The 17,770-nt window shown below is 69.8% G+C and carries 19 protein-coding genes; 9 read left to right on the top strand and 10 right to left on the bottom strand.

Going from position 1 to position 17,770, the window contains the following annotated elements:
• The 6 genes from ACZ50K_RS25695 to dnaA form a co-directional block, all read right to left on the bottom strand.
• The coding region (locus ACZ50K_RS25695) for an ATP-binding protein (protein WP_468907281.1) at positions 1–1,061 on the bottom strand (1,061 nt) is incomplete at its 3' end.
• A 303-nt stretch (positions 1,062–1,364) separates the two neighbouring features.
• A complete protein-coding gene (locus ACZ50K_RS25700; protein WP_468907283.1) occupies positions 1,365–1,976 on the bottom strand; it encodes a DciA family protein in 612 nt (203 codons plus the stop codon).
• Positions 1,973–3,097 carry a DNA replication/repair protein RecF gene (gene recF / locus ACZ50K_RS25705; protein WP_468907284.1) on the bottom strand — a complete coding sequence of 375 codons (1,125 nt, stop codon included), beginning with the start codon at positions 3,095–3,097 and terminating at the stop codon, positions 1,973–1,975. Before recF ends, ACZ50K_RS25700 begins: the two co-directional genes overlap by 4 nt.
• Positions 3,098–3,165: 68 nt before the next feature.
• A complete protein-coding gene (gene gnd, locus ACZ50K_RS25710) occupies positions 3,166–4,041 on the bottom strand; it encodes a phosphogluconate dehydrogenase (NAD(+)-dependent, decarboxylating) (RefSeq protein ID WP_468907285.1) in 876 nt (291 codons plus the stop codon).
• A gap of 80 nt (positions 4,042–4,121) precedes the next feature.
• Entirely contained in the window at positions 4,122–5,252 is a 1,131-nt protein-coding gene (gene dnaN, locus ACZ50K_RS25715; protein WP_468907287.1) for a DNA polymerase III subunit beta, read from the bottom strand.
• Positions 5,253–6,155: 903 nt separating this feature from the next.
• Positions 6,156–7,886 (bottom strand): chromosomal replication initiator protein DnaA, encoded by a 1,731-nt coding sequence (gene dnaA, locus ACZ50K_RS25720; RefSeq protein WP_468907288.1) that lies wholly within the window; start codon positions 7,884–7,886, stop codon positions 6,156–6,158.
• 369 nt (positions 7,887–8,255) lie between these two features.
• Here dnaA and rpmH point away from each other — a divergent pair, with 369 nt between their 5' ends.
• The 9 genes from rpmH (at position 8,256) to ACZ50K_RS25765 (ending at position 14,602) form a co-directional block, all read left to right on the top strand.
• A complete protein-coding gene (gene rpmH / locus ACZ50K_RS25725; protein WP_031067783.1) occupies positions 8,256–8,393 on the top strand; it encodes a 50S ribosomal protein L34 in 138 nt (45 codons plus the stop codon).
• Between the two features lie 19 nt (positions 8,394–8,412).
• On the top strand, positions 8,413–8,787 hold the full coding sequence (gene rnpA / locus ACZ50K_RS25730) for a ribonuclease P protein component (protein WP_468907290.1): 375 nt from the start codon (positions 8,413–8,415) through the stop codon (positions 8,785–8,787).
• A complete protein-coding gene (yidD, locus tag ACZ50K_RS25735) occupies positions 8,784–9,065 on the top strand; it encodes a membrane protein insertion efficiency factor YidD (protein WP_468907291.1) in 282 nt (93 codons plus the stop codon). Before rnpA ends, yidD begins: the two co-directional genes overlap by 4 nt.
• Positions 9,066–9,068: 3 nt before the next feature.
• Positions 9,069–10,178: a membrane protein insertase YidC gene (gene yidC / locus ACZ50K_RS25740; protein WP_468907292.1), complete on the top strand. Its 1,110-nt coding sequence runs from the start codon at positions 9,069–9,071 to the stop codon at positions 10,176–10,178.
• 49 nt (positions 10,179–10,227) lie between these two features.
• Positions 10,228–10,743 carry a Jag family protein gene (locus ACZ50K_RS25745; protein ID WP_468907294.1) on the top strand — a complete coding sequence of 172 codons (516 nt, stop codon included), beginning with the start codon at positions 10,228–10,230 and terminating at the stop codon, positions 10,741–10,743.
• Positions 10,744–10,839: 96 nt separating this feature from the next.
• A complete protein-coding gene (gene rsmG / locus ACZ50K_RS25750) occupies positions 10,840–11,559 on the top strand; it encodes a 16S rRNA (guanine(527)-N(7))-methyltransferase RsmG (RefSeq protein WP_468907296.1) in 720 nt (239 codons plus the stop codon).
• Positions 11,560–11,791: 232 nt separating this feature from the next.
• Positions 11,792–12,835 carry a ParA family protein gene (locus tag ACZ50K_RS25755; RefSeq protein ID WP_468907297.1) on the top strand — a complete coding sequence of 348 codons (1,044 nt, stop codon included), beginning with the start codon at positions 11,792–11,794 and terminating at the stop codon, positions 12,833–12,835.
• Positions 12,832–13,908 carry a ParB/RepB/Spo0J family partition protein gene (locus ACZ50K_RS25760; RefSeq protein WP_468907298.1) on the top strand — a complete coding sequence of 359 codons (1,077 nt, stop codon included), beginning with the start codon at positions 12,832–12,834 and terminating at the stop codon, positions 13,906–13,908. Before ACZ50K_RS25755 ends, ACZ50K_RS25760 begins: the two co-directional genes overlap by 4 nt.
• A gap of 73 nt (positions 13,909–13,981) precedes the next feature.
• Positions 13,982–14,602 carry a GNAT family N-acetyltransferase gene (locus ACZ50K_RS25765; protein WP_468907301.1) on the top strand — a complete coding sequence of 207 codons (621 nt, stop codon included), beginning with the start codon at positions 13,982–13,984 and terminating at the stop codon, positions 14,600–14,602.
• A gap of 75 nt (positions 14,603–14,677) precedes the next feature.
• On the opposite strand, the gene trxA is transcribed toward ACZ50K_RS25765, so the two are convergent.
• The 4 genes from trxA to sigM form a co-directional block, all read right to left on the bottom strand.
• Positions 14,678–15,016, bottom strand: a complete 339-nt coding sequence (gene trxA, locus ACZ50K_RS25770; RefSeq protein WP_468907303.1) for a thioredoxin — start codon at positions 15,014–15,016, stop codon at positions 14,678–14,680.
• A 58-nt stretch (positions 15,017–15,074) separates the two neighbouring features.
• Complete coding sequence (gene trxB / locus ACZ50K_RS25775; protein ID WP_468907305.1) at positions 15,075–16,034, bottom strand: thioredoxin-disulfide reductase; 960 nt, start codon at positions 16,032–16,034, stop codon at positions 15,075–15,077.
• Between the two features lie 123 nt (positions 16,035–16,157).
• Entirely contained in the window at positions 16,158–17,081 is a 924-nt protein-coding gene (locus ACZ50K_RS25780) for an anti-sigma factor family protein (protein ID WP_468907307.1), read from the bottom strand.
• On the bottom strand, positions 17,078–17,767 hold the full coding sequence (sigM, locus tag ACZ50K_RS25785; RefSeq protein WP_468907308.1) for an RNA polymerase sigma factor SigM: 690 nt from the start codon (positions 17,765–17,767) through the stop codon (positions 17,078–17,080). Before sigM ends, ACZ50K_RS25780 begins: the two co-directional genes overlap by 4 nt.
• Positions 17,768–17,770 lie beyond the last annotated feature (3 nt).

A 17,770-nucleotide genomic window follows, 5' to 3' on the forward strand; every position in this document is an offset into this window, starting at 1 on the left:
AGGCCCTCGCGGATGTCGTCGCCGGTGAGGTTGTCGTCCTTCTCCCGCAGCAGCTTCTTGTCCCGGGCGTACTTGTTGACCAGCGAGGTCAGCGCAGCCCGGAAACCCTCCTCGTGGGTACCGCCCTCATGCGTGTGGATCGTGTTCGCGAAGGAGTACACCCCCTCGCTGTACTGCGAGTTCCACTGCATCGCGATCTCGACCGAGAGCATCCGCTCCTTGTCCTCGGCCTCGACGTCGATCACCGTCGGGTGGATCAGCTCGCCCTTGCGCGAGTTGAGGTACTTCACGAAGTCGACGATGCCGCCCTCGTAGTGGTACTTCACCGTCCGCGCCCGGCCGTCGTCCGCCTCGTCCGCGGAGTCCGCGCCCACCGTGGCCTTCGCGGACTCCCGCTCGTCGGTCAGCGTCAGGGTGAGGCCCTTGTTGAGGAAGGCCATCTCCTGGAACCGGCGGGAGAGCGTCTCGAAGGAGTACTCGGTGGTCTCGAAGATGTCCGGGTCCGCCCAGAACGTCACCGAGGTCCCGTGCTCCGCGGTCTCCTCGTTGCGCGCCAGGGCCGCCGTGGGGGCGCCCAACTTGTAGTCCTGGGACCAGCGGTAGCCGTCCCGGCGCACCTCGACCGCGACCTTCGTCGACAGCGCGTTCACCACGGACACACCCACACCGTGCAGACCGCCCGACACGGCGTAGCCGCCGCCGCCGAACTTGCCGCCCGCGTGCAGCACCGTCAGCACGACCTCCAGCGCCGGCTTGCCCTCGGAGGGGACGATGTCGACCGGGATACCGCGGCCGTTGTCCACCACCCGCACACCGCCGTCGGCGAGGATCGTGACGTCGATGGTGTCGGCGTGCCCGGCCAGTGCCTCGTCGACCGAGTTGTCGACGACCTCGTACACGAGGTGGTGGAGTCCGCGCTCTCCGGTCGAGCCGATGTACATACCGGGCCGCTTGCGCACGGCATCCAGGCCCTCAAGGACCTGGATGTTGCTGCCGGTGTACTGGTTGTTCTCGTTGGGGTTGCCGGAATCGGCCACGAAGCGCCCTTTCTGGCACAGCACAGGCCGTACTCCGGGCCGGCAGGCATGCAGGCGGGAGCGGCTGCGTCGATCTGCGTTTGGTCGATCTGCGTTTGTCAGCGTGAGTCATCCCGCCAAAGGAGCGGGACTTCCCCCCAGTCTACCGGTAGCGCTGACATGAATGGGGGTTTGCCGGTCCCTGAGTCCGCATGTGCCGCCCTGAACCTCCCTCTCCCGACTCCCCATATTCAGGACGGGGCTCAAAGAGGCTCACACGGGCACCCAGCGCTTCGGGCTGTCAACCTCCGGCTACCGTGAGGGACGCCACTGGCGCGCCGGGGGTTCCTACCCCCAGGTGTCGCCCGGACCCGTGCTCCCGGGCGCCCGCAGCGGCCCGTACGAACGCGGCCGGCCGCCCGGTCCCTGCACCTTGATCAGCCGTACCGTGCCCTGGCCCAGCTCCCGGTTCAGCCGGGCCACCAGCTCCGGGGCCAGCAGCTTCAGCTGCGCCGCCCAGGCCGAGGAGTCGCAGCGCACGCTCAGCTCGCGCTCCTCGTACTTCTCCGGCACACAGTGCGCGGCGATCTCCGGGCCCACGATCTCCGGCCAGCGCTCCATCACCCCGGCCACCGCCATCGGCATCTCCCAGCCGCGCTCCGTGCGCAGCCGGTCCAGGGCCGCCATCAGCGGCATCGGGTCCCGCCCGTCCGCCCTGGCCCCCGACCTCAGCCCCGGCTGGTTCTGCCGCTTCCGGCCGGCCGCGCCCTGGCCCCGGGCCCGGGCCGCCTCTCGGGCCGCCGCCAGCGCCTGCCGCGCCAGGTCCACCCCGGAGGGCTCAGGCGCCCGGCGCCGGTCCGCGCCCGCCCCGCCGCCCGTGCCGGCACCACCCGCACCACGGCCCGTACCGGCGCCGCCCGTACCGGCGCCGGGTTCCGGTTCCCGCTCGGTTCCGCTCACAGCCGGGTCACCTCTCCGCCCGAGACCGCGAACCGGGTCCCGGCCAGCGCCCCCGGCACGTCGTCGTCCACCGCCGCCGTCACCAGCACCTGCTCACCGCCGGCCACCAGCTCCGCCAGCCGCTCCCGGCGCCGGGCGTCCAGCTCCGCGAACACGTCGTCCAGCACCAGCACCGGCTCGTTGCCCTCGGAGCGCAGCAGGTCGTAGGAGGCCAGCCGCAGCGCCAGCGCGTACGACCAGGACTCCCCGTGGCTCGCGTACCCCTTCGCCGGCAGCTCCCCGAGCTTGAGCAGCAGCTCGTCCCGGTGCGGGCCGACCAGGGTCACCCCCCGCTCGATCTCCTGCTTGCGGGCCTCCGCCAGCGCCCCGACCAGCACCTCGTACAGCTCCTCCCGGGACCGCGCCCCGGCCGGCTCCGCACTGCCCCGGTAGGCCAGGCCCAGCGGGCCGCCGCCCGGCGCCAGCTGCTCGTACGCCTTGTCCGCCAGCGGCTGGAGGGTCTCGATCAGGTCCAGCCGCTGCGCCAGCAGCTCCGCGCCCACCCGGGCCAGATGCTGGTCCCACACGTCCAGGGTGGACATGTCCATGGAGCGTCCGCCGTGCCGGCGGGCCATCGCCGCCGACTTCAGCAGGGTGTTCCGCTGCTTCAGGACCCGCTCGTAGTCGGACCGGACCGCCGACATCCGCGGGGACCGCAAGGTGATCAGCTCGTCCAGGAACCGCCGGCGCTCGCCCGGATCGCCCTTGACCAGCGCCAGGTCCTCGGGGGCGAACAGCACCGTCCGCACGATGCCCAGCACGTCCCGCGGCCGCACCTGCGAGGAACGGTTGATCCGCGCCCGGTTCGCCCGCCCCGGGTTCAGCTCCAGCTCCACCAGCTGCTGCCGCTCCCCCTGGCGCACCTGGGCCCGGATCACCGCCCGCTCGGACCCCAGCCGCACCAGCGGGGCGTCCGAGGACACCCGGTGGCTGCCCAGGGTCGCCAGATATCCCACGGCCTCGACCAGATTGGTCTTGCCCTGCCCGTTGGGGCCCACGAACGCGGTGACGCCCGGGTCGAGGGGAACCTCGGCCCGGGCGTACGAGCGGAAGTCGGCGAGCGACAGATGCGATACGTGCATGACGGCGCCGACCTCCCCCGGCTGCTGCGGTACTGCTGTGCTGCTCCGCAGCGGTTGGCGCGGAGTCGTTACTTCTTCTCGACCGCGTGGCCGCCGAACTGGTTGCGCAGCGCGGCGATCATCTTCATCTGCGGGGAGTCCTCCTGGCGGGAGGCGAACCGGGCGAACAGCGAGGCGGTGATCGCCGGCAGCGGCACCGCGTTGTCGATCGCGGCCTCGACGGTCCAGCGGCCCTCGCCGGAGTCCTGCGCGAAACCGCGCAGCTGCTCCAGGTGCTCGTCCTCGTCCAGCGCGTTGACGGCCAGGTCCAGCAGCCAGGAGCGGATGACCGTCCCCTCCTGCCAGGACCGGAACACCTCGCGGACGTCGGTGACCGAGTCCACCTTCTCCAGCAGCTCCCAGCCCTCGGCGTAGGCCTGCATCATGGCGTACTCGATGCCGTTGTGGACCATCTTGGCGAAGTGCCCGGCGCCCACCTTGCCCGCGTGCACCGCGCCGAAGTCGCCGGGCGGCTTGAGGGCGTCGAAGACCGGCTGGACGCGGGCCACGTTGTCGGCCTCGCCGCCGTACATCAGCGCGTAGCCGTTCTCCAGGCCCCAGACACCGCCGGAGACACCGCAGTCCACGAAGCCGATGCCCTTGGCGGCCAGCTCGGCGGCGTGCTTCTCGTCGTCCGTCCAGCGGGAGTTGCCGCCGTCCACGACGATGTCCCCGGGGGACAGGAGTTCCGCGAGTTCGTCGATGGTCGACTGGGTGGCGGCGCCCGCGGGCACCATCACCCACACCACCCGCGGACCCTTCAGCGCATCCACAAGCTCCGCCAGGCTGTGGACATCCGCCAGGTCGGGGTTGCGGTCGTATCCGATGACGGTGTGGCCTGCGCGGCGGATGCGCTCGCGCATGTTGCCGCCCATCTTGCCGAGGCCGACGAGACCGAGCTCCATCAGGTGGTTCCTTACCGTGTGTGTGCAGTTTCGTACCCGCGTCCGAGCCTACGCCCGGACGCGGATGCACACCTGTGGGATCAGCCGGACAGCCGAACGGGCATGATCAGGTACTTGTAGGCCTCGTCGGCCTCCGCGTCCACCGCCGGGCGGCCGGAGAGCAGCGCCGGCTTGGTGGAGGTGGTGAAGCTGAGCTGCGCGGCGGGGGAGTCGATCGCGCTCAGACCGTCCAGCAGGAAGGTCGGATTGAAGGCGATCGAGATGTCGTCGCCCTCCAGCTTGGCGTCGACCCGCTCCACAGCCTGTGCGTCGTCGGAGGAGCCGGCCTCCAGGATCAGCACGCCCTGCTCGAAGCTCAGCCGCACCGGGGTGTTGCGCTCGGCGACCAGGGCCACGCGCTTGACGGCCTCCACGAAGGGGGCGGTCTCGATCACGGCGACGGAGTTGAACTCGGTCGGGAACAGCGTGCGGTACTTGGGCAGGTCGCCTTCGAGGAGGCGGGTGGTGGTGCGGCGGCCGGCGCCCTCGAAACCGATCAGGCCCTCGCCCGCACCGGAGCCGGAGAGCGCCAGGGTGACCGTGTCACCGCTGGTCAGCGACTTGGCGGTGTCGAGGAGGGTCTTGGCGGGGACCAGCGCGACGGCGGAGGCCTCCGGGTTCTCGGGCTTCCACAGGAACTCGCGGACGGCGAACCGGTAGCGGTCGGTGGAGGCCAGGGTGACCCGGTCGCCCTCGATCTCGATGCGGACACCGGTCAGCACCGGGAGGGTGTCGTCGCGGCCGGCGGCGATGGCCACCTGGGCGGCGGCGGAGGCGAAGACCTCGCCGGGCACGGTGCCGGTGGCGGTGGGCATCGTCGGCAGGGCCGGGTACTCCTCCACGGGCAGGGTGTGGAGGGTGAAGCGGGAGGAGCCGCAGACCACGGTCGCCCGTACACCGTCTGTGGAAATCTCCACCGGGCGGTTGGGGAGGGCGCGGCAGATGTCGGCGAGCAGCCGGCCGGAGACCAGGACGGTGCCGTCCTCCTCGACGTCCGCCTCGACGGAGACGCGGGCCGAGACCTCGTAGTCGAAGCCGGAGAGGCTGAGCGTGCCGTCCTCGGCCTTCAGGAGAAGGCCCGCGAGAACGGGCACCGGCGGCCGGGCCGGAAGGCTACGGGCCGCCCAAGCCACCGCCTCCGCGAGTACGTCGCGCTCCACCCGGATCTTCACCGGAAACCGCCTCCTGCTGTTGCTGGCCTTCGTCGTCGGCTCGATGCCGGAGTCCAGTCTGACGTACGGCGCCGACAGTCGGTGCTGCCGGCCGTCAAGTCGGGAGCGAGGCGTCGGGGCGGTCGACCGACGAGTTGTGCACAGGACCCGCTTGAAAACCGAATCCGAGCTAACTGTCTATGGGAGTAGTAGTAGGGCCTGTGGAAACCGTGGATAACGTTGTTATCGCAGGTCAAGGGGCATTTTTTATCCACCGACCCTGTGGGCGACGCCCGTGGATAACCAGGCCTGTCTGTGGAGAACAGAAAGTTCTGCACAGGCCGTCCACAGATGACCCGCCTTGGTCCACAGCTGCGTCCCCAGGTTTCCCCCGGTACTCCACAATCCAAACGTCACCGTTGGTGTGACCGCTTTCACTCGGGGCGGTGAGAGGGGCTGTGCCGTTGCCGAACAGTGGACAAGGATGTGGATGACAGCCTCGCAGCTGTGCACAGCCGACCCAAAGCTGTGGGCAGCCTGGGGACGGAGACGTGGACAGTGCTGTGGACGAAAAGTTTGTCCACAGCCTGTGGATACCCTTCATCAACAATTCCACAGCCCGGTGAGCTGCCCTGATGGTCCCTCACCAGGCTGCCCTGTGGACAAATTGTGGGTAGCGGTGGGAGTCCCCAGGGTGTGGACGGAAAAAAGTTGGGGAATCTGTGGATAACTCAGGCCGCTGGGGGCGTATTCGAACAGGTCACCGGCGCACGCGCTTCGGAGTGCGCCCCCTCGCCCGGTCGGGCGCCCCCTCCCGGGCGACGAAAAGGGGCGTTGCCGGACCCGGCGGTCCGGCAACGCCCCTTCTGGCTCTACGGGTTCAGGCGGTTTCCAGCGGCTTCCCCAGGCGTCCTGCGGGCGTCCTCAGCCGTTCTTGATGCGGTTGGTGAGCTCGGTGACCTGGTTGTAGATGGAGCGGCGCTCCGCCATCAGGGCCCGGATCTTGCGGTCGGCGTGCATCACCGTGGTGTGGTCCCGGCCGCCGAACTGGGCGCCGATCTTCGGCAGCGACAGGTCGGTCAGCTCCCGGCACAGGTACATGGCGATCTGCCGGGCCGTGACCAGCACCCGGCTGCGGGAGGAGCCGCAGAGGTCGTCCACGGTCAGCCCGAAGTAGTCGGCGGTGGCCGCCATGATGTCCGCCGCGGTGATCTCCGGGGCGGAGTCCTCCCCGCCCGGGATCAGGTTCTTCAGCACGTCCTCGGTGAGCCCCAGGTCCACCGGCTGCCGGTTGAGGCTGGCGAAGGCCGTCACCCGGATCAGCGCCCCCTCCAGCTCGCGGATGTTGCGCGAGATCCGGGAGGCGATGAACTCCAATACCTCCGGCGGGGCGTTGAGCTGCTCCTGCACCGCCTTCTTCCGCAGGATCGCGATCCGGGTCTCCAGCTCGGGCGGCTGGACATCGGTGATCAGACCCCACTCGAAGCGGTTGCGGAGCCGGTCCTCCAGGGTCACCAGCTGCTTGGGCGGCCGGTCCGAGGACAGCACGATCTGCTTGTTGGCGTTGTGGAGCGTGTTGAAGGTGTGGAAGAACTCCTCCTGCGTGGACTCCTTGCTCGCCAGGAACTGGATGTCGTCGACCAGGAGGATGTCCATCTCGCGGTACCGCTTGCGGAAGGCGTCGCCCTTGCCGTCGCGGATGGAGTTGATGAACTCGTTGGTGAACTCCTCGGAGCTCACGTACCGCACCCGGGTGCCCGGGTACAGGCTCCGGGCGTAGTGCCCGATGGCGTGCAGCAGATGGGTCTTGCCCAGGCCCGACTCCCCGTAGACGAAAAGGGGGTTGTAGGCCTTGGCCGGCGCCTCGGCCACCGCGACCGCCGCGGCGTGCGCGAACCGGTTGGAGGCACCGATGACGAAGGTGTCGAACAGGTACTTGGGGTTCAGCCGGGCGGTCGGCTCCACCGGGCCGGAGGAACCGCCGGAGGGCGCCGGGGGCGCCGCGGGCCCCGTCCGACCGGGGCCGGTGCGGCCCGGTGCGGGCCGCTGCGAGGGCTGGTCGTAGGCCGACTGGTCGTAGGCCGGCGGCTGCTCGTAGGACTGCGGCTCATAGGACGCGGGCTCGTAGGACTGCTGGTCGTAGCCGGAGTCGTAGGCCGGATCCGGCTGCTGGAGGTACCCCGGCTGCGGGGAGGCGTACGGATCGCGCTCCGGGAACCCGCCCAGCCGGGGCTGCTGCCAGCCCGGCCAGGCACCCGGCTCGGGGCGCGGCTGCTGGTAGTCCGGATAGGCCGGGCGGGCGGCCGGGAGCTGCTCGCCGTACTGCTCGCGCTGGTCCCCGTAGTCCCGCTGGGGTGCCTGCGGCGGCGGGGCGGGCTCGCCGGCCGAGTCGTCGACGGTGATCGCGATCCGGATCGGCCGGCCGCACTCGCGGCTGAGGGCGTCGCTGATCAGCGGGGCCAGCCGGCCCTCCAGGACGCGCTTGCCCCATTCGTTGGGGACGGCCAGGAGTGCGGTGTCGGCGACGAGGGCCAGGGGCTGGCAGCGCTCGATCCACTGCTTGTCCTTGGGCTCGATGCCCTGCTGCCCCTCCCCGAGGAGCTTCTCGATCACTCGTGGCCACACTGCGGCAAGATCGGCAGGTACGTCAGCCACAGAGCACGCTCTCTCACAGGGGGTCCCACGAATGTGTGGTTCTTTGGGACGGTCGGGACAAAAAAATCCAGGGTCAGGCAACGGTAGTCAGGCTGACGGGTAGGGTTCAAGTCGTTGTCCACAGCCTGTGCACAGTGCGGCCCCCGCGCAATGCGGCAAGGGCTCGGTTTGACCGGATGGCGTAGCCGCGCGTACCGTAACGAGGTCGAGTTGTCGATGGCTGCTGCCGCCTGCCTACCGATGGGCGAAGATCACGGAACGTGATCGTTTAGCGGTGTCCACTCGGGCGATCACGTTAATTACCTCGTGGGCGCACGGTGACAGCCAGGCGATGTCACGCCACAACGATTCATTCTCTGGAGCCCCCGAGTGAGCAAGCGCACCTTCCAGCCGAACAACCGTCGCCGCGCCAAGACCCACGGCTTCCGCCTGCGGATGCGGACCCGTGCCGGCCGCGCGATCCTGGCCGCTCGCCGTGGCAAGGGCCGCGCCGCCCTGTCCGCCTGATCGCACAGGGCATGACGTCGTGCTGTCTCCCGAACAACGGCTGAGGCGGCGCGAGGACTTCGCGAACGCGGTACGCCGAGGCCGCCGGGCAGGACGCCCGCTCCTCGTCGTTCACCTACGTACCAGCGGTGCAACGGACCCGCACGAGCCGGGGGAGATCGCTTCCCCGACGCGTGCGGGTTTCGTCGTCAGCAAGGCCGTGGGACCCGCCGTGGTCCGTAACCGGGTGAAGCGCAGACTGCGTCACCTGATGCGGGACCGGCTGGCCGCACTGCCCGCCGGTAGCCTGGTGGTGGTACGGGCGCTGCCCGGAGCGGGCGACGCCGGCGCCGAGGATCTGGCCCGGGACCTGGATGCCGCTTTCACGCGGCTGCTGGGAGGCGTGGCTCGATGAAGTACCCGCTGCTCGCTTTGATCAAGCTGTACCAGTGGACGATCAGTCCGCTGCTCGGGCCGGTGTGCCGTTACTACCCCTCGTGCTCGCACTACGGGTTCACGGCCATCGACCGACATGGTGCGGTGAAGGGGACGGCCCTGACCGCCTGGCGGATCCTGCGGTGCAATCCGTGGTCCCCGGGCGGCGTGGATCACGTCCCACCCCGGAAACGCCCGCGTTGGCACGAGCAGCTGCGCAGTGCGTTGCGTAGACCTCGCAATGCTCAAGGAGCCTGATTAGTGGACACGATCGCCAGTCTGTTCAGCTTTATCACCTATCCCGTCTCGTGGATCATCGTCCAGTTCCACTCGCTGTACGGGGCCGTCTTCGGGGCGGACAGTGGATGGGCCTGGGGCCTGTCCATCGTGTCCCTGGTGATCATCATCCGTATCTGCCTGATCCCGCTCTTCGTGAAGCAGATCAAGGCGACGCGGGGCATGCAGGCGCTCCAGCCGAAGATGAAGGCGATCCAGGAGCGCTACAAGAACGACAAGCAGCGTCAGTCCGAAGAGATGATGAAGCTGTACAAGGAGACGGGTACCAACCCGCTCTCCTCGTGCCTTCCCATCCTGGCGCAGTCCCCGTTCTTCTTCGCGCTGTACCACGTGCTCTCCAGCATCGCCAGCGGCAAGGAGATCGGTGTCATCGACGGGCCGCTGCTGGCCAGCGCCCGTCAGGCCCACATCTTCGGCGCACCGCTCGCCGCCAAGTTCACCGACAGCGCCGAGAAGGTCGCCTCGCTGAACGCCTCGATCACCGATGTCCGCATCGTCACCGCGGTCATGATCGTCCTGATGTCGCTGTCGCAGTTCTACACCCAGCGCCAGCTGATGCAGAAGAACGTGGACCTCTCGGTCAAGACGCCGTTCATGCAGCAGCAGAAGATGCTGATGTACATCTTCCCGGTGATCTTCGCGGTGATGGGCATCAACTTCCCCGTCGGTGTCCTCGTGTACTGGCTGACCACCAACGTCTGGACCATGGGTCAGCAGATGTACGTGATCAACCAGAACCCCACGCCGGGCAGCAAGGCCCAGGACCAGTACCTGACCCGTCTGATCAAGCAGATCAGCTCGCACGGTGAGCTCAAGGGCCGGAGCAAGAAGAAGGTGGTCGCGGCGATCGTGGCCAAGGGCCCGGACCGTAACGACAACGAGCGCAAGTTCATCACCACGCTCACCAAGCAGGGCATGGCCGCTCAGCCGGACGGCTCGGTGATCAAGAGCGTCGAGGCCACCGCGGACTCCGATGCGGCCAGTGGCGGTGTCGCCAAGCGGCAGCAGCCCAAGCGGCAGTCGAAGTCGCAGCGGACCCCGGGCGGCCCGGGCAAGACCTCGCCCAAGAAGTAACAGCAGACCCCGAAAAGCCAGACCCCGAAAAGCAAGAAGGAGTCATCCCGTGACGGAAGGCACCACCTCCGCGCCCGCCGCCGAGGGTGGCGACACCCTGACCCGCCTTGAGCAGGAGGGTGAGATCGCGGCCGACTACCTTGAGGGTCTGCTCGACATCGCCGACCTGGACGGCGACATCGACATGGACGTCGAGGCCGACCGCGCGGCGGTGTCGATCATCAGCGACTCGTCCGCCCGTGAGCTCCAGAAGCTCGTGGGCCGTGACGGCGAGGTGCTGGAGGCCCTTCAGGAGCTGACCCGGCTGGCCGTCCACCGGGAGACCGGGGACCGCAGCCGGCTGATGCTGGACATCGCGGGCTTCCGGGCGAAGAAGCGCGAGGAGCTCGCCGCCCTGGGTGCGCGCACCGCCGCCGAGGTCAAGGCCTCCGGCGAGCCGGTCAAGCTCGCCCCGATGACCCCGTTCGAGCGCAAGGTGGTCCACGACGCGGTGGCGGCCGCCGGACTGCGCAGTGAGTCGGAGGGCGAGGAGCCGCAGCGCTTCGTCGTTGTGCTCCCGGCCTGACCGGAAGCATGAGTGTTCGGCCCCGTCTGTGTCGCAGACGGGGCCGAAGTTTGTCAGCCTGGTACATCAGAGTGCGGTACGGAAGGACGGTTCCCCGTGACGGAGGCAGCAGCAGAGCTTCCCCCGGCTCCTGAAGAGGCGCGTGCGGTATTCGGTGAGCATTTCCCGGAGGCTGTCCGGTACGCCGAGCTGCTGGCCGACGCGGGGGTCAAGCGCGGCCTGATCGGGCCCCGCGAAGTGCCCCGGCTCTGGGAGCGGCACCTGCTGAACTGCGCGGTGCTCTCGGAGGCCGTCCCCGAAGGGGTCACCGTGTGTGATGTGGGCTCGGGGGCCGGGCTCCCGGGCATCCCGCTGGCCCTGGTCCGCCGGGACCTCAAGATCACCCTGCTGGAGCCGCTGCTCCGGCGCACCACCTTCCTCCAGGAAGCGGTGGAGCTGCTGGGGCTGGACCATGTGACCGTGGTCCGCGGCCGGGCGGAGGAGATGCTGGGCAAGCTCCAGCCCGTCCATGTGGTCACCGCGCGTGCGGTGGCCCCGCTGGACCGGCTGGCCGGCTGGGGTGTCCCGCTGCTGCGTCCCTACGGGGAGATGCTGGCGCTGAAGGGTGATACCGCCGAGGAGGAACTGGTGGCGGCCAAGGCGGCGCTCACCAAGCTTGGTGTGGTGAAGACCTCGGTGCTCCAGGTCGGCGAGGGAGTGGTGGACCCGATGTCCACCCTGGTCCGGGTGGAAGTGGGCGAGAGCCCGGGCGGGGTGCGGTTCGCGGCGAAGCGCGCCAAGGCGGCCCGGACCAGCCGGGTCCGCCGGCGCCGTTGATCCCAGTAGGTACGCATTTCGGAGTGTCGTAGCGGGCGGAAGTCTCCGCCCGTGCATCGTGTTTCACGTGAAACGTCGCTCCCTGCTGCACGGAATCATCAGCCGCGGCCGTGCGGCTGCGTCCCCTCGCCACCACAAGCCGGCCGGGGCCCCCGATCCGGTGGATCCGTTGTCCACAACGGTGGATTCATCCACAGGAGTACGGGCCCCGCTGGTTCGCGACCCCGGAGGCATGGCAGGCTCTGTGCATCGCGAGCCTGATGTCGAGGAGAGTGAACCCGTGCGGTCAGACGCCAACCTCGCGGGGCCGATGGCCGATCCGGTCCCCGGCCCCCGTACCGAAGCGGCGGGCGAGGATGTTTCACGTGAAACGCCGCCCCCGCCCCCGGTGGACATTGACACCCCCATCGGCCGTGCCGCCCAGTTGGCGGTAGAGGCGCTGGGCCGTGCGGGGGAAGGCCTTCCCCGACCCGCCCAGACCCGGGTGATGGTGGTCGCCAACCAGAAGGGTGGCGTCGGCAAGACCACGACCACGGTGAACCTGGCGGCCTCCCTGGCCCTGCACGGTGCCAGGGTGCTGGTGATCGACCTCGATCCACAGGGGAACGCGTCCACGGCCCTGGGAATCGACCACCATGCTGAGGTGCCCTCCATCTACGAGGTCCTGGTGGAGAGCCGGCCCCTGATGGAGGTCGTCCAGCCGGTACCGGACGTGGAGGGCCTGTTCTGCGCCCCGGCCACCATCGACCTGGCCGGCGCCGAGATCGAGCTGGTCTCGCTGGTCGCCCGGGAGAGCCGGCTCCAGCGGGCCATTCAGGCGTACGAGCAGCCGCTGGACTACATCCTGATCGACTGCCCGCCCTCCCTGGGGCTGCTGACGGTCAACGCCCTGGTCGCGGGTGCGGAAGTGCTGATCCCCATCCAGTGCGAGTACTACGCACTGGAGGGGCTGGGACAGCTGCTCCGCAACGTCGACCTGGTGCGGGCGCATCTGAACCCCACCCTGCATGTGTCCACCATCCTGCTGACCATGTACGACGGCAGGACCCGGCTGGCCTCGCAGGTAGCGGAGGAGGTGCGCAGTCACTTCGGGAACGAGGTGCTCAGAACGAGCATTCCGCGGTCGGTGCGCATCTCGGAGGCGCCGAGCTACGGACAGACGGTTCTCACCTATGACCCGGGATCGAGTGGTTCCCTCTCCTATCTGGAGGCGGCGCGGGAGATCGCGCTGCGGGGTTCGAACAGCATGCAGAGTGTGGCGGAGGGGATCCAGTGAGCGAGCGACGTAGGGGGCTGGGGCGGGGGCTCGGTGCGCTGATTCCCGCGGCCCCGCAGGAGAAGGCGGCGGTCCAGACGGTGGGGGCGGGCTCGACCTCCCCCTCGGCGGTGCCGGTGCTGGCGGAACGCGGTGTGGCGGCGGCCAAGCTGGCCGCGCTGGCGCAGGCCGACGGTGTTTCACGTGAAACGGAGATGCTGGCGGCCCTGGAGCCGGAGGCTCCGAACACGGTGGCCGGTGCCACGTTCGCCGAGCTCCCCATCGACGCGATCACCCCGAACCCGCGGCAGCCCCGTGAGGTGTTCGACGAAGACGCGCTGGCCGAGCTGGTCACCTCCATCCAGGAGGTGGGTCTGCTCCAGCCGGTGGTGGTGCGGCAGACCGGGACGGACCGCTATGAGCTCATCATGGGCGAGCGGCGCTGGCGGGCCTGCCGGGAGGCCGGTCTGGAGCGGATTCCGGCGATCGTCCGGGCCACGGACGACGAGAAGCTGCTGCTGGACGCCCTGCTGGAGAACCTGCACCGGGCCCAGCTGAATCCCTTGGAAGAGGCGGCGGCCTATGACCAGCTGCTGAGGGACTTCAACTGCACCCATGACCAGCTGGCCGACCGGATCGGGCGTTCGCGTCCCCAGGTCTCGAACACGCTGCGGCTGCTGAAGCTCTCTCCGCCGGTGCAGCGGCGGGTGGCGGCCGGAGTGCTCTCGGCCGGGCACGCCCGGGCGCTGCTGGGGGTCGCGGAGACCGAGGAGCAGGACCGGCTGGCCCACCGGATCGTGGCCGAGGGGCTCTCGGTGCGTGCGGTCGAGGAGATCGTCACCCTGATGGCCTCCGATCCCGCGGGGCCGGCGAAGCCGCGCGGCCCGCGGGCCGGTACCCGGGTGGCTCCCGCGCTGAGCGAGCTGGCCTCGCGGCTCTCGGACCGGTTCGAGACCCGGGTGAAGGTGGACCTGGGCCAGAAGAAGGGCAAGATCACCGTGGAGTTCGCGTCCATGGAGGATCTGGAGCGGATCCTGGGGACGCTGGCGCCGGGCGAGGGCCGGGTGCTGGAACAGGGCGGCACGGGGGAGTAGCTCCCCCGGGTGAGGGCGGGCCATGCCGGTGATCGACCGGTGCGGCCCGCCTTTCGCCTTATACGATGCGGTCATGGGTCGTCGGCTGGTACCGCTCACGCTGGACAACCTGCGGGACCTGCCGTTGCGTTGCCGGTCCTGCGTGTTCTGGGAGCTGGATCCGGTCAGCGGTGAGGCCGCGGTGAAGGCGGAGACCGCGGAGCAGGAGAAGGAAGCTTGGATCTCCGCCGTGCTCCTGGAATGGGGTTCCTGCGGCCGGGTGGTCTATGTGGACGAGGTCCCGGTGGGTTTCGTGCTGTTCGCCCCGCCCGCGTATGTGCCCCGGGCCACGGCCTTCCCGACCAGTCCGGTCTCCCCCGACGCGGTGCAGCTGATCACCGGGTGGATCATGCCGGGGTACCAGGGCCAGGGGCTGGGCCGGGTGATGGTGCAGACGGTCGCCAAGGACCTGCTGAGACGGGGGTTCCGGGCCATCGAGGCTTTCGGGGACGCCCAGTGGGAGCAGCCGGGCTGTCTGCTGCCGGCGGATCATCTGCTGGCGGTGGGCTTCAAGACGGTGCGGCCCCATCCGGTGAACCCCCGGCTGAGGCTGGAGCTGCGCTCCACGTTGTCCTGGAAGGAGGACGTGGAGCTGGCACTGGACCGGCTGCTGGGTGCGGCCCGGAAGAAGGAGCCGGCGCTGCGGCCGCTCTGAGCGGAAACGGGAGGCGGGGCCGCCCCTGAACAGGGGCGGCCCCGCCTTCGTGTGCCGCGGAGGCGGTCAGCGGGTTCAGCTGACCGGCTTGAGCTCCACGAAACCGTCGAGGTCACGCAGGATGGCGGCCTTCGGCTTGGCGCCGACGATGGTCTTGGCGACCTCGCCACCCTGGTAGACGTTCAGGGTCGGGATGGACATGACCCCGTACTTGGCGGCGGTGGCCGGGTTCTCGTCGATGTTGAGCTTGACGATCTCGATCTGGTCGCCGTACTCGGCGGCGATGGCCTCCAGGGACGGGGCGATCTGGCGGCAGGGGCCGCACCAGGCAGCCCAGAAGTCCACCAGGACGGGCTTGTCGCTGTTCAGAACCTCGGTGTCGAAGTCTGCGTCGGTGACGTTCTTCAGGGCCACAGCGGCCTCCTTCTTCTTCCTGCGGGGTGTGTGGGGTGGGGCGGGTGCTGCGGGTGGCTCAGACGGTGGCGGTGGCCTGCTCGGCATCCGTCAGCGAGGCCAGGAAGCGCTCCGCGTCGAGCGCGGCGGAGCAGCCGGTGCCCGAGGCGGTGATGGCCTGGCGGTAGGTGTGGTCGACCACGTCGCCGGCACCGAAGACGCCGGCGAGGTTGGTGCGGGTGGAGGGGGCGTCGACCTTGAGGTACCCCTCTCCGTCGAGCTCCAGCTGGCCCTTGAACAGTTCGGTCCGCGGGTCGTGGCCGACGGCGATGAACAGCCCGGTGACGGGCAGCTCGGAGGTCTCGCCGGTCTTGGTGTTGCGCAGGGTCAGCTTGGCCAGCTTGTTGTCGCCGTGGATCTCGGCGACCTCGCTGTCCCAGGCGAACTTGATCTTCGGGTCGGCGAAGGCGCGGTCCTGCATGGCCTTGGAGGCGCGCAGGCTGTCGCGGCGGTGCACGATGGTGACGGACTTGGCGAACCGCGAGAGGAAGGTCGCCTCCTCCATGGCGGTGTCTCCGCCGCCGACCACGGCGATGTCCTGGTCCTTGAAGAAGAACCCGTCGCAGGTGGCGCACCAGGAGACGCCGCGCCCGGAGAGGGCGTCCTCGTTGGGCAGACCGAGCTTGCGGTGCTGGGAGCCGGTGGTGACGATCACGGCCTTGGCCCGGTGGACCGTTCCGGCGGTGTCGGTGACGGTCTTGATCTCACCGTTGAGGTCCACGGAGACCACGTCGTCCGGCACCAGCTCGGCGCCGAAGCGCTCGGCCTGGGCGCGCATGTTGTCCATGAGGTCCGGCCCCATGATGCCGTCACGGAAGCCGGGGAAGTTCTCGACCTCGGTGGTGTTCATCAGCGCACCGCCGGCGGTCACGGCACCCTCGAAGACCAGGGGCTTGAGCGAGGCGCGTGCGGTGTACAGGGCGGCCGTGTAGCCGGCCGGCCCGGAGCCGATGATGATCACGTTACGAACGTCGCTCACGGGTACTTTCCTCGTCTCTACGGACTTCTGCTGCCTACCGGGGGCCGGTGCGGACTCTCACCCCACCCAACGGATCCTACGGCGCGTGCATTCCCCGGTGTTGCCGGTGACGGTCCGAGAGGCTCAGGGGCGCGGGTAGTCCTTGGTGAGCAGAAGCTGTCCGGGGCCTGATCCCGGGGTGTTTTCGCAGGTCGAGTCGATGAGATAGGCGTCCACCCGGCTGGGTTCGCCGGGGTGCGGGAGGACGAGCAGATAGACGTCGCGGCCCTGGAAGGTCCCTCGTTCGGCGGCCAGCGGGCGTTCGGTGCGGCCGCTGCCGGCCTGGACGCAGGGGGGCACCGGTGCGCGGCCGGCGGAGCGGCCGTCCTGGGGCAGCAGTCCGGGCGACCCGTCCGGGGTGGCCTGGCCCTCGGCGCTCAGCTCGGAGGGGGCGCTCCGGGCGGTGTCGGCTCCCAGCAGCTGTTGGACGCTGTCCTGGAGCCCGGCGGCGGTGTAGCCGGTGGAGCCCCCGGAGTCGGCGGTCACCTGCTTGGTGGCCGCGTCGTGTGCGGTTCCGCCGGGGAGCTGGGCGGTGAGGTAGATCCCGAGGGCGCAGGTGGCCGCCGCGAGGACGGCGCCCAGGGCGCGCATTCGGCGGCGGGACCGGTTGCGGCCGGGGCCGGTGGCGGCCCGAGGGCGTCCGGCGGGGGCGGTGGGCGCTGTTTCACGTGAAACAGGGGCCGGGGTGTGGGCGGCGGTGGTGCCGGTGTTCTCCCGGGGGGAGTCGGGGGCCGGGGGCGCGGTCCGGTCGAGGAGGGCCTCGGCGGCCAGGGCGGCGTCGATCCGGCCGGCGATGTCCACGGGCATCCTGGCCGGTCCGGGCAGGGTGCCCAGCAGTCCGCGGATCTCCTCCAGGGAGGAGAGGACGTCCGCGCACAGGGCGCAGTCGTCGAGGTGGAGGCGGATCTCGGCCGCCCGGGACGGGGGGAGCAGGCCTTCGGTGAGATCGGAGATCTCCGCTACATCCGGGTGCCGGACCGCTCCGGGTGCGCCGGTAGTGGGGCTCACGTTCGTCCACCTCCGCCCTTCACGACCTTGGGATCCCTTGGTTCTGCTGCCGGTGGGACGGGAGTCCCCTGCGTCCGGTTCCTTCCCCGCTCGATGGCGGTGTTATCCACGGGATCCGCGCGCAGATGAGTGAGCATCGGGAGGAGTTTCGCCCGGCCACGGGCACACCGGCTCTTGATCGTGCCAGCGGGCACATCGAGGACGCGGGCGGCCTCGGCGACCGGGTAGCCCTGCATGTCCACCAGGACCAGGGCGGCCCGCTGGTCGGCGGGAAGGGTGCTCAGAGCGGCCAGCAGCTGGCGGTGGAGGTCCTGGCGCTCGGCCGGTGCCTCGGCGGACTCATGGGGCTCCAGAAGGCGTTCCAGACGCTCGGTGTCCTCCAGTGGGGAGGTCCGGCGGGTGGCCGCCTTGCGTGCCCGGTCCAGGCAGGCGTTCACGGTGATCCGGTGGAGCCAGGTGGTGACGGCCGCGTCCCCGCGGAAGGTGTGCGCGGCCCGGTAGGCGGAGACCAGGGCGTCCTGGACGGCGTCGGCCGCTTCCTCCCGGTCCCCCAGGGTGCGCAGGGCGACGGCCCAGAGCCGGTCCCGGTGCCGGCGGACCAGCTCACCGAAGGCATCGGGGTCCCCGGCGACGTGCCGGGCCAGGAGTTCCTGGTCGGTGTCGCCGCCGGGTGTGGCGTGGTCCAACGG

Source organism: Streptomyces sp. NPDC033845, from assembly GCF_055576225.1.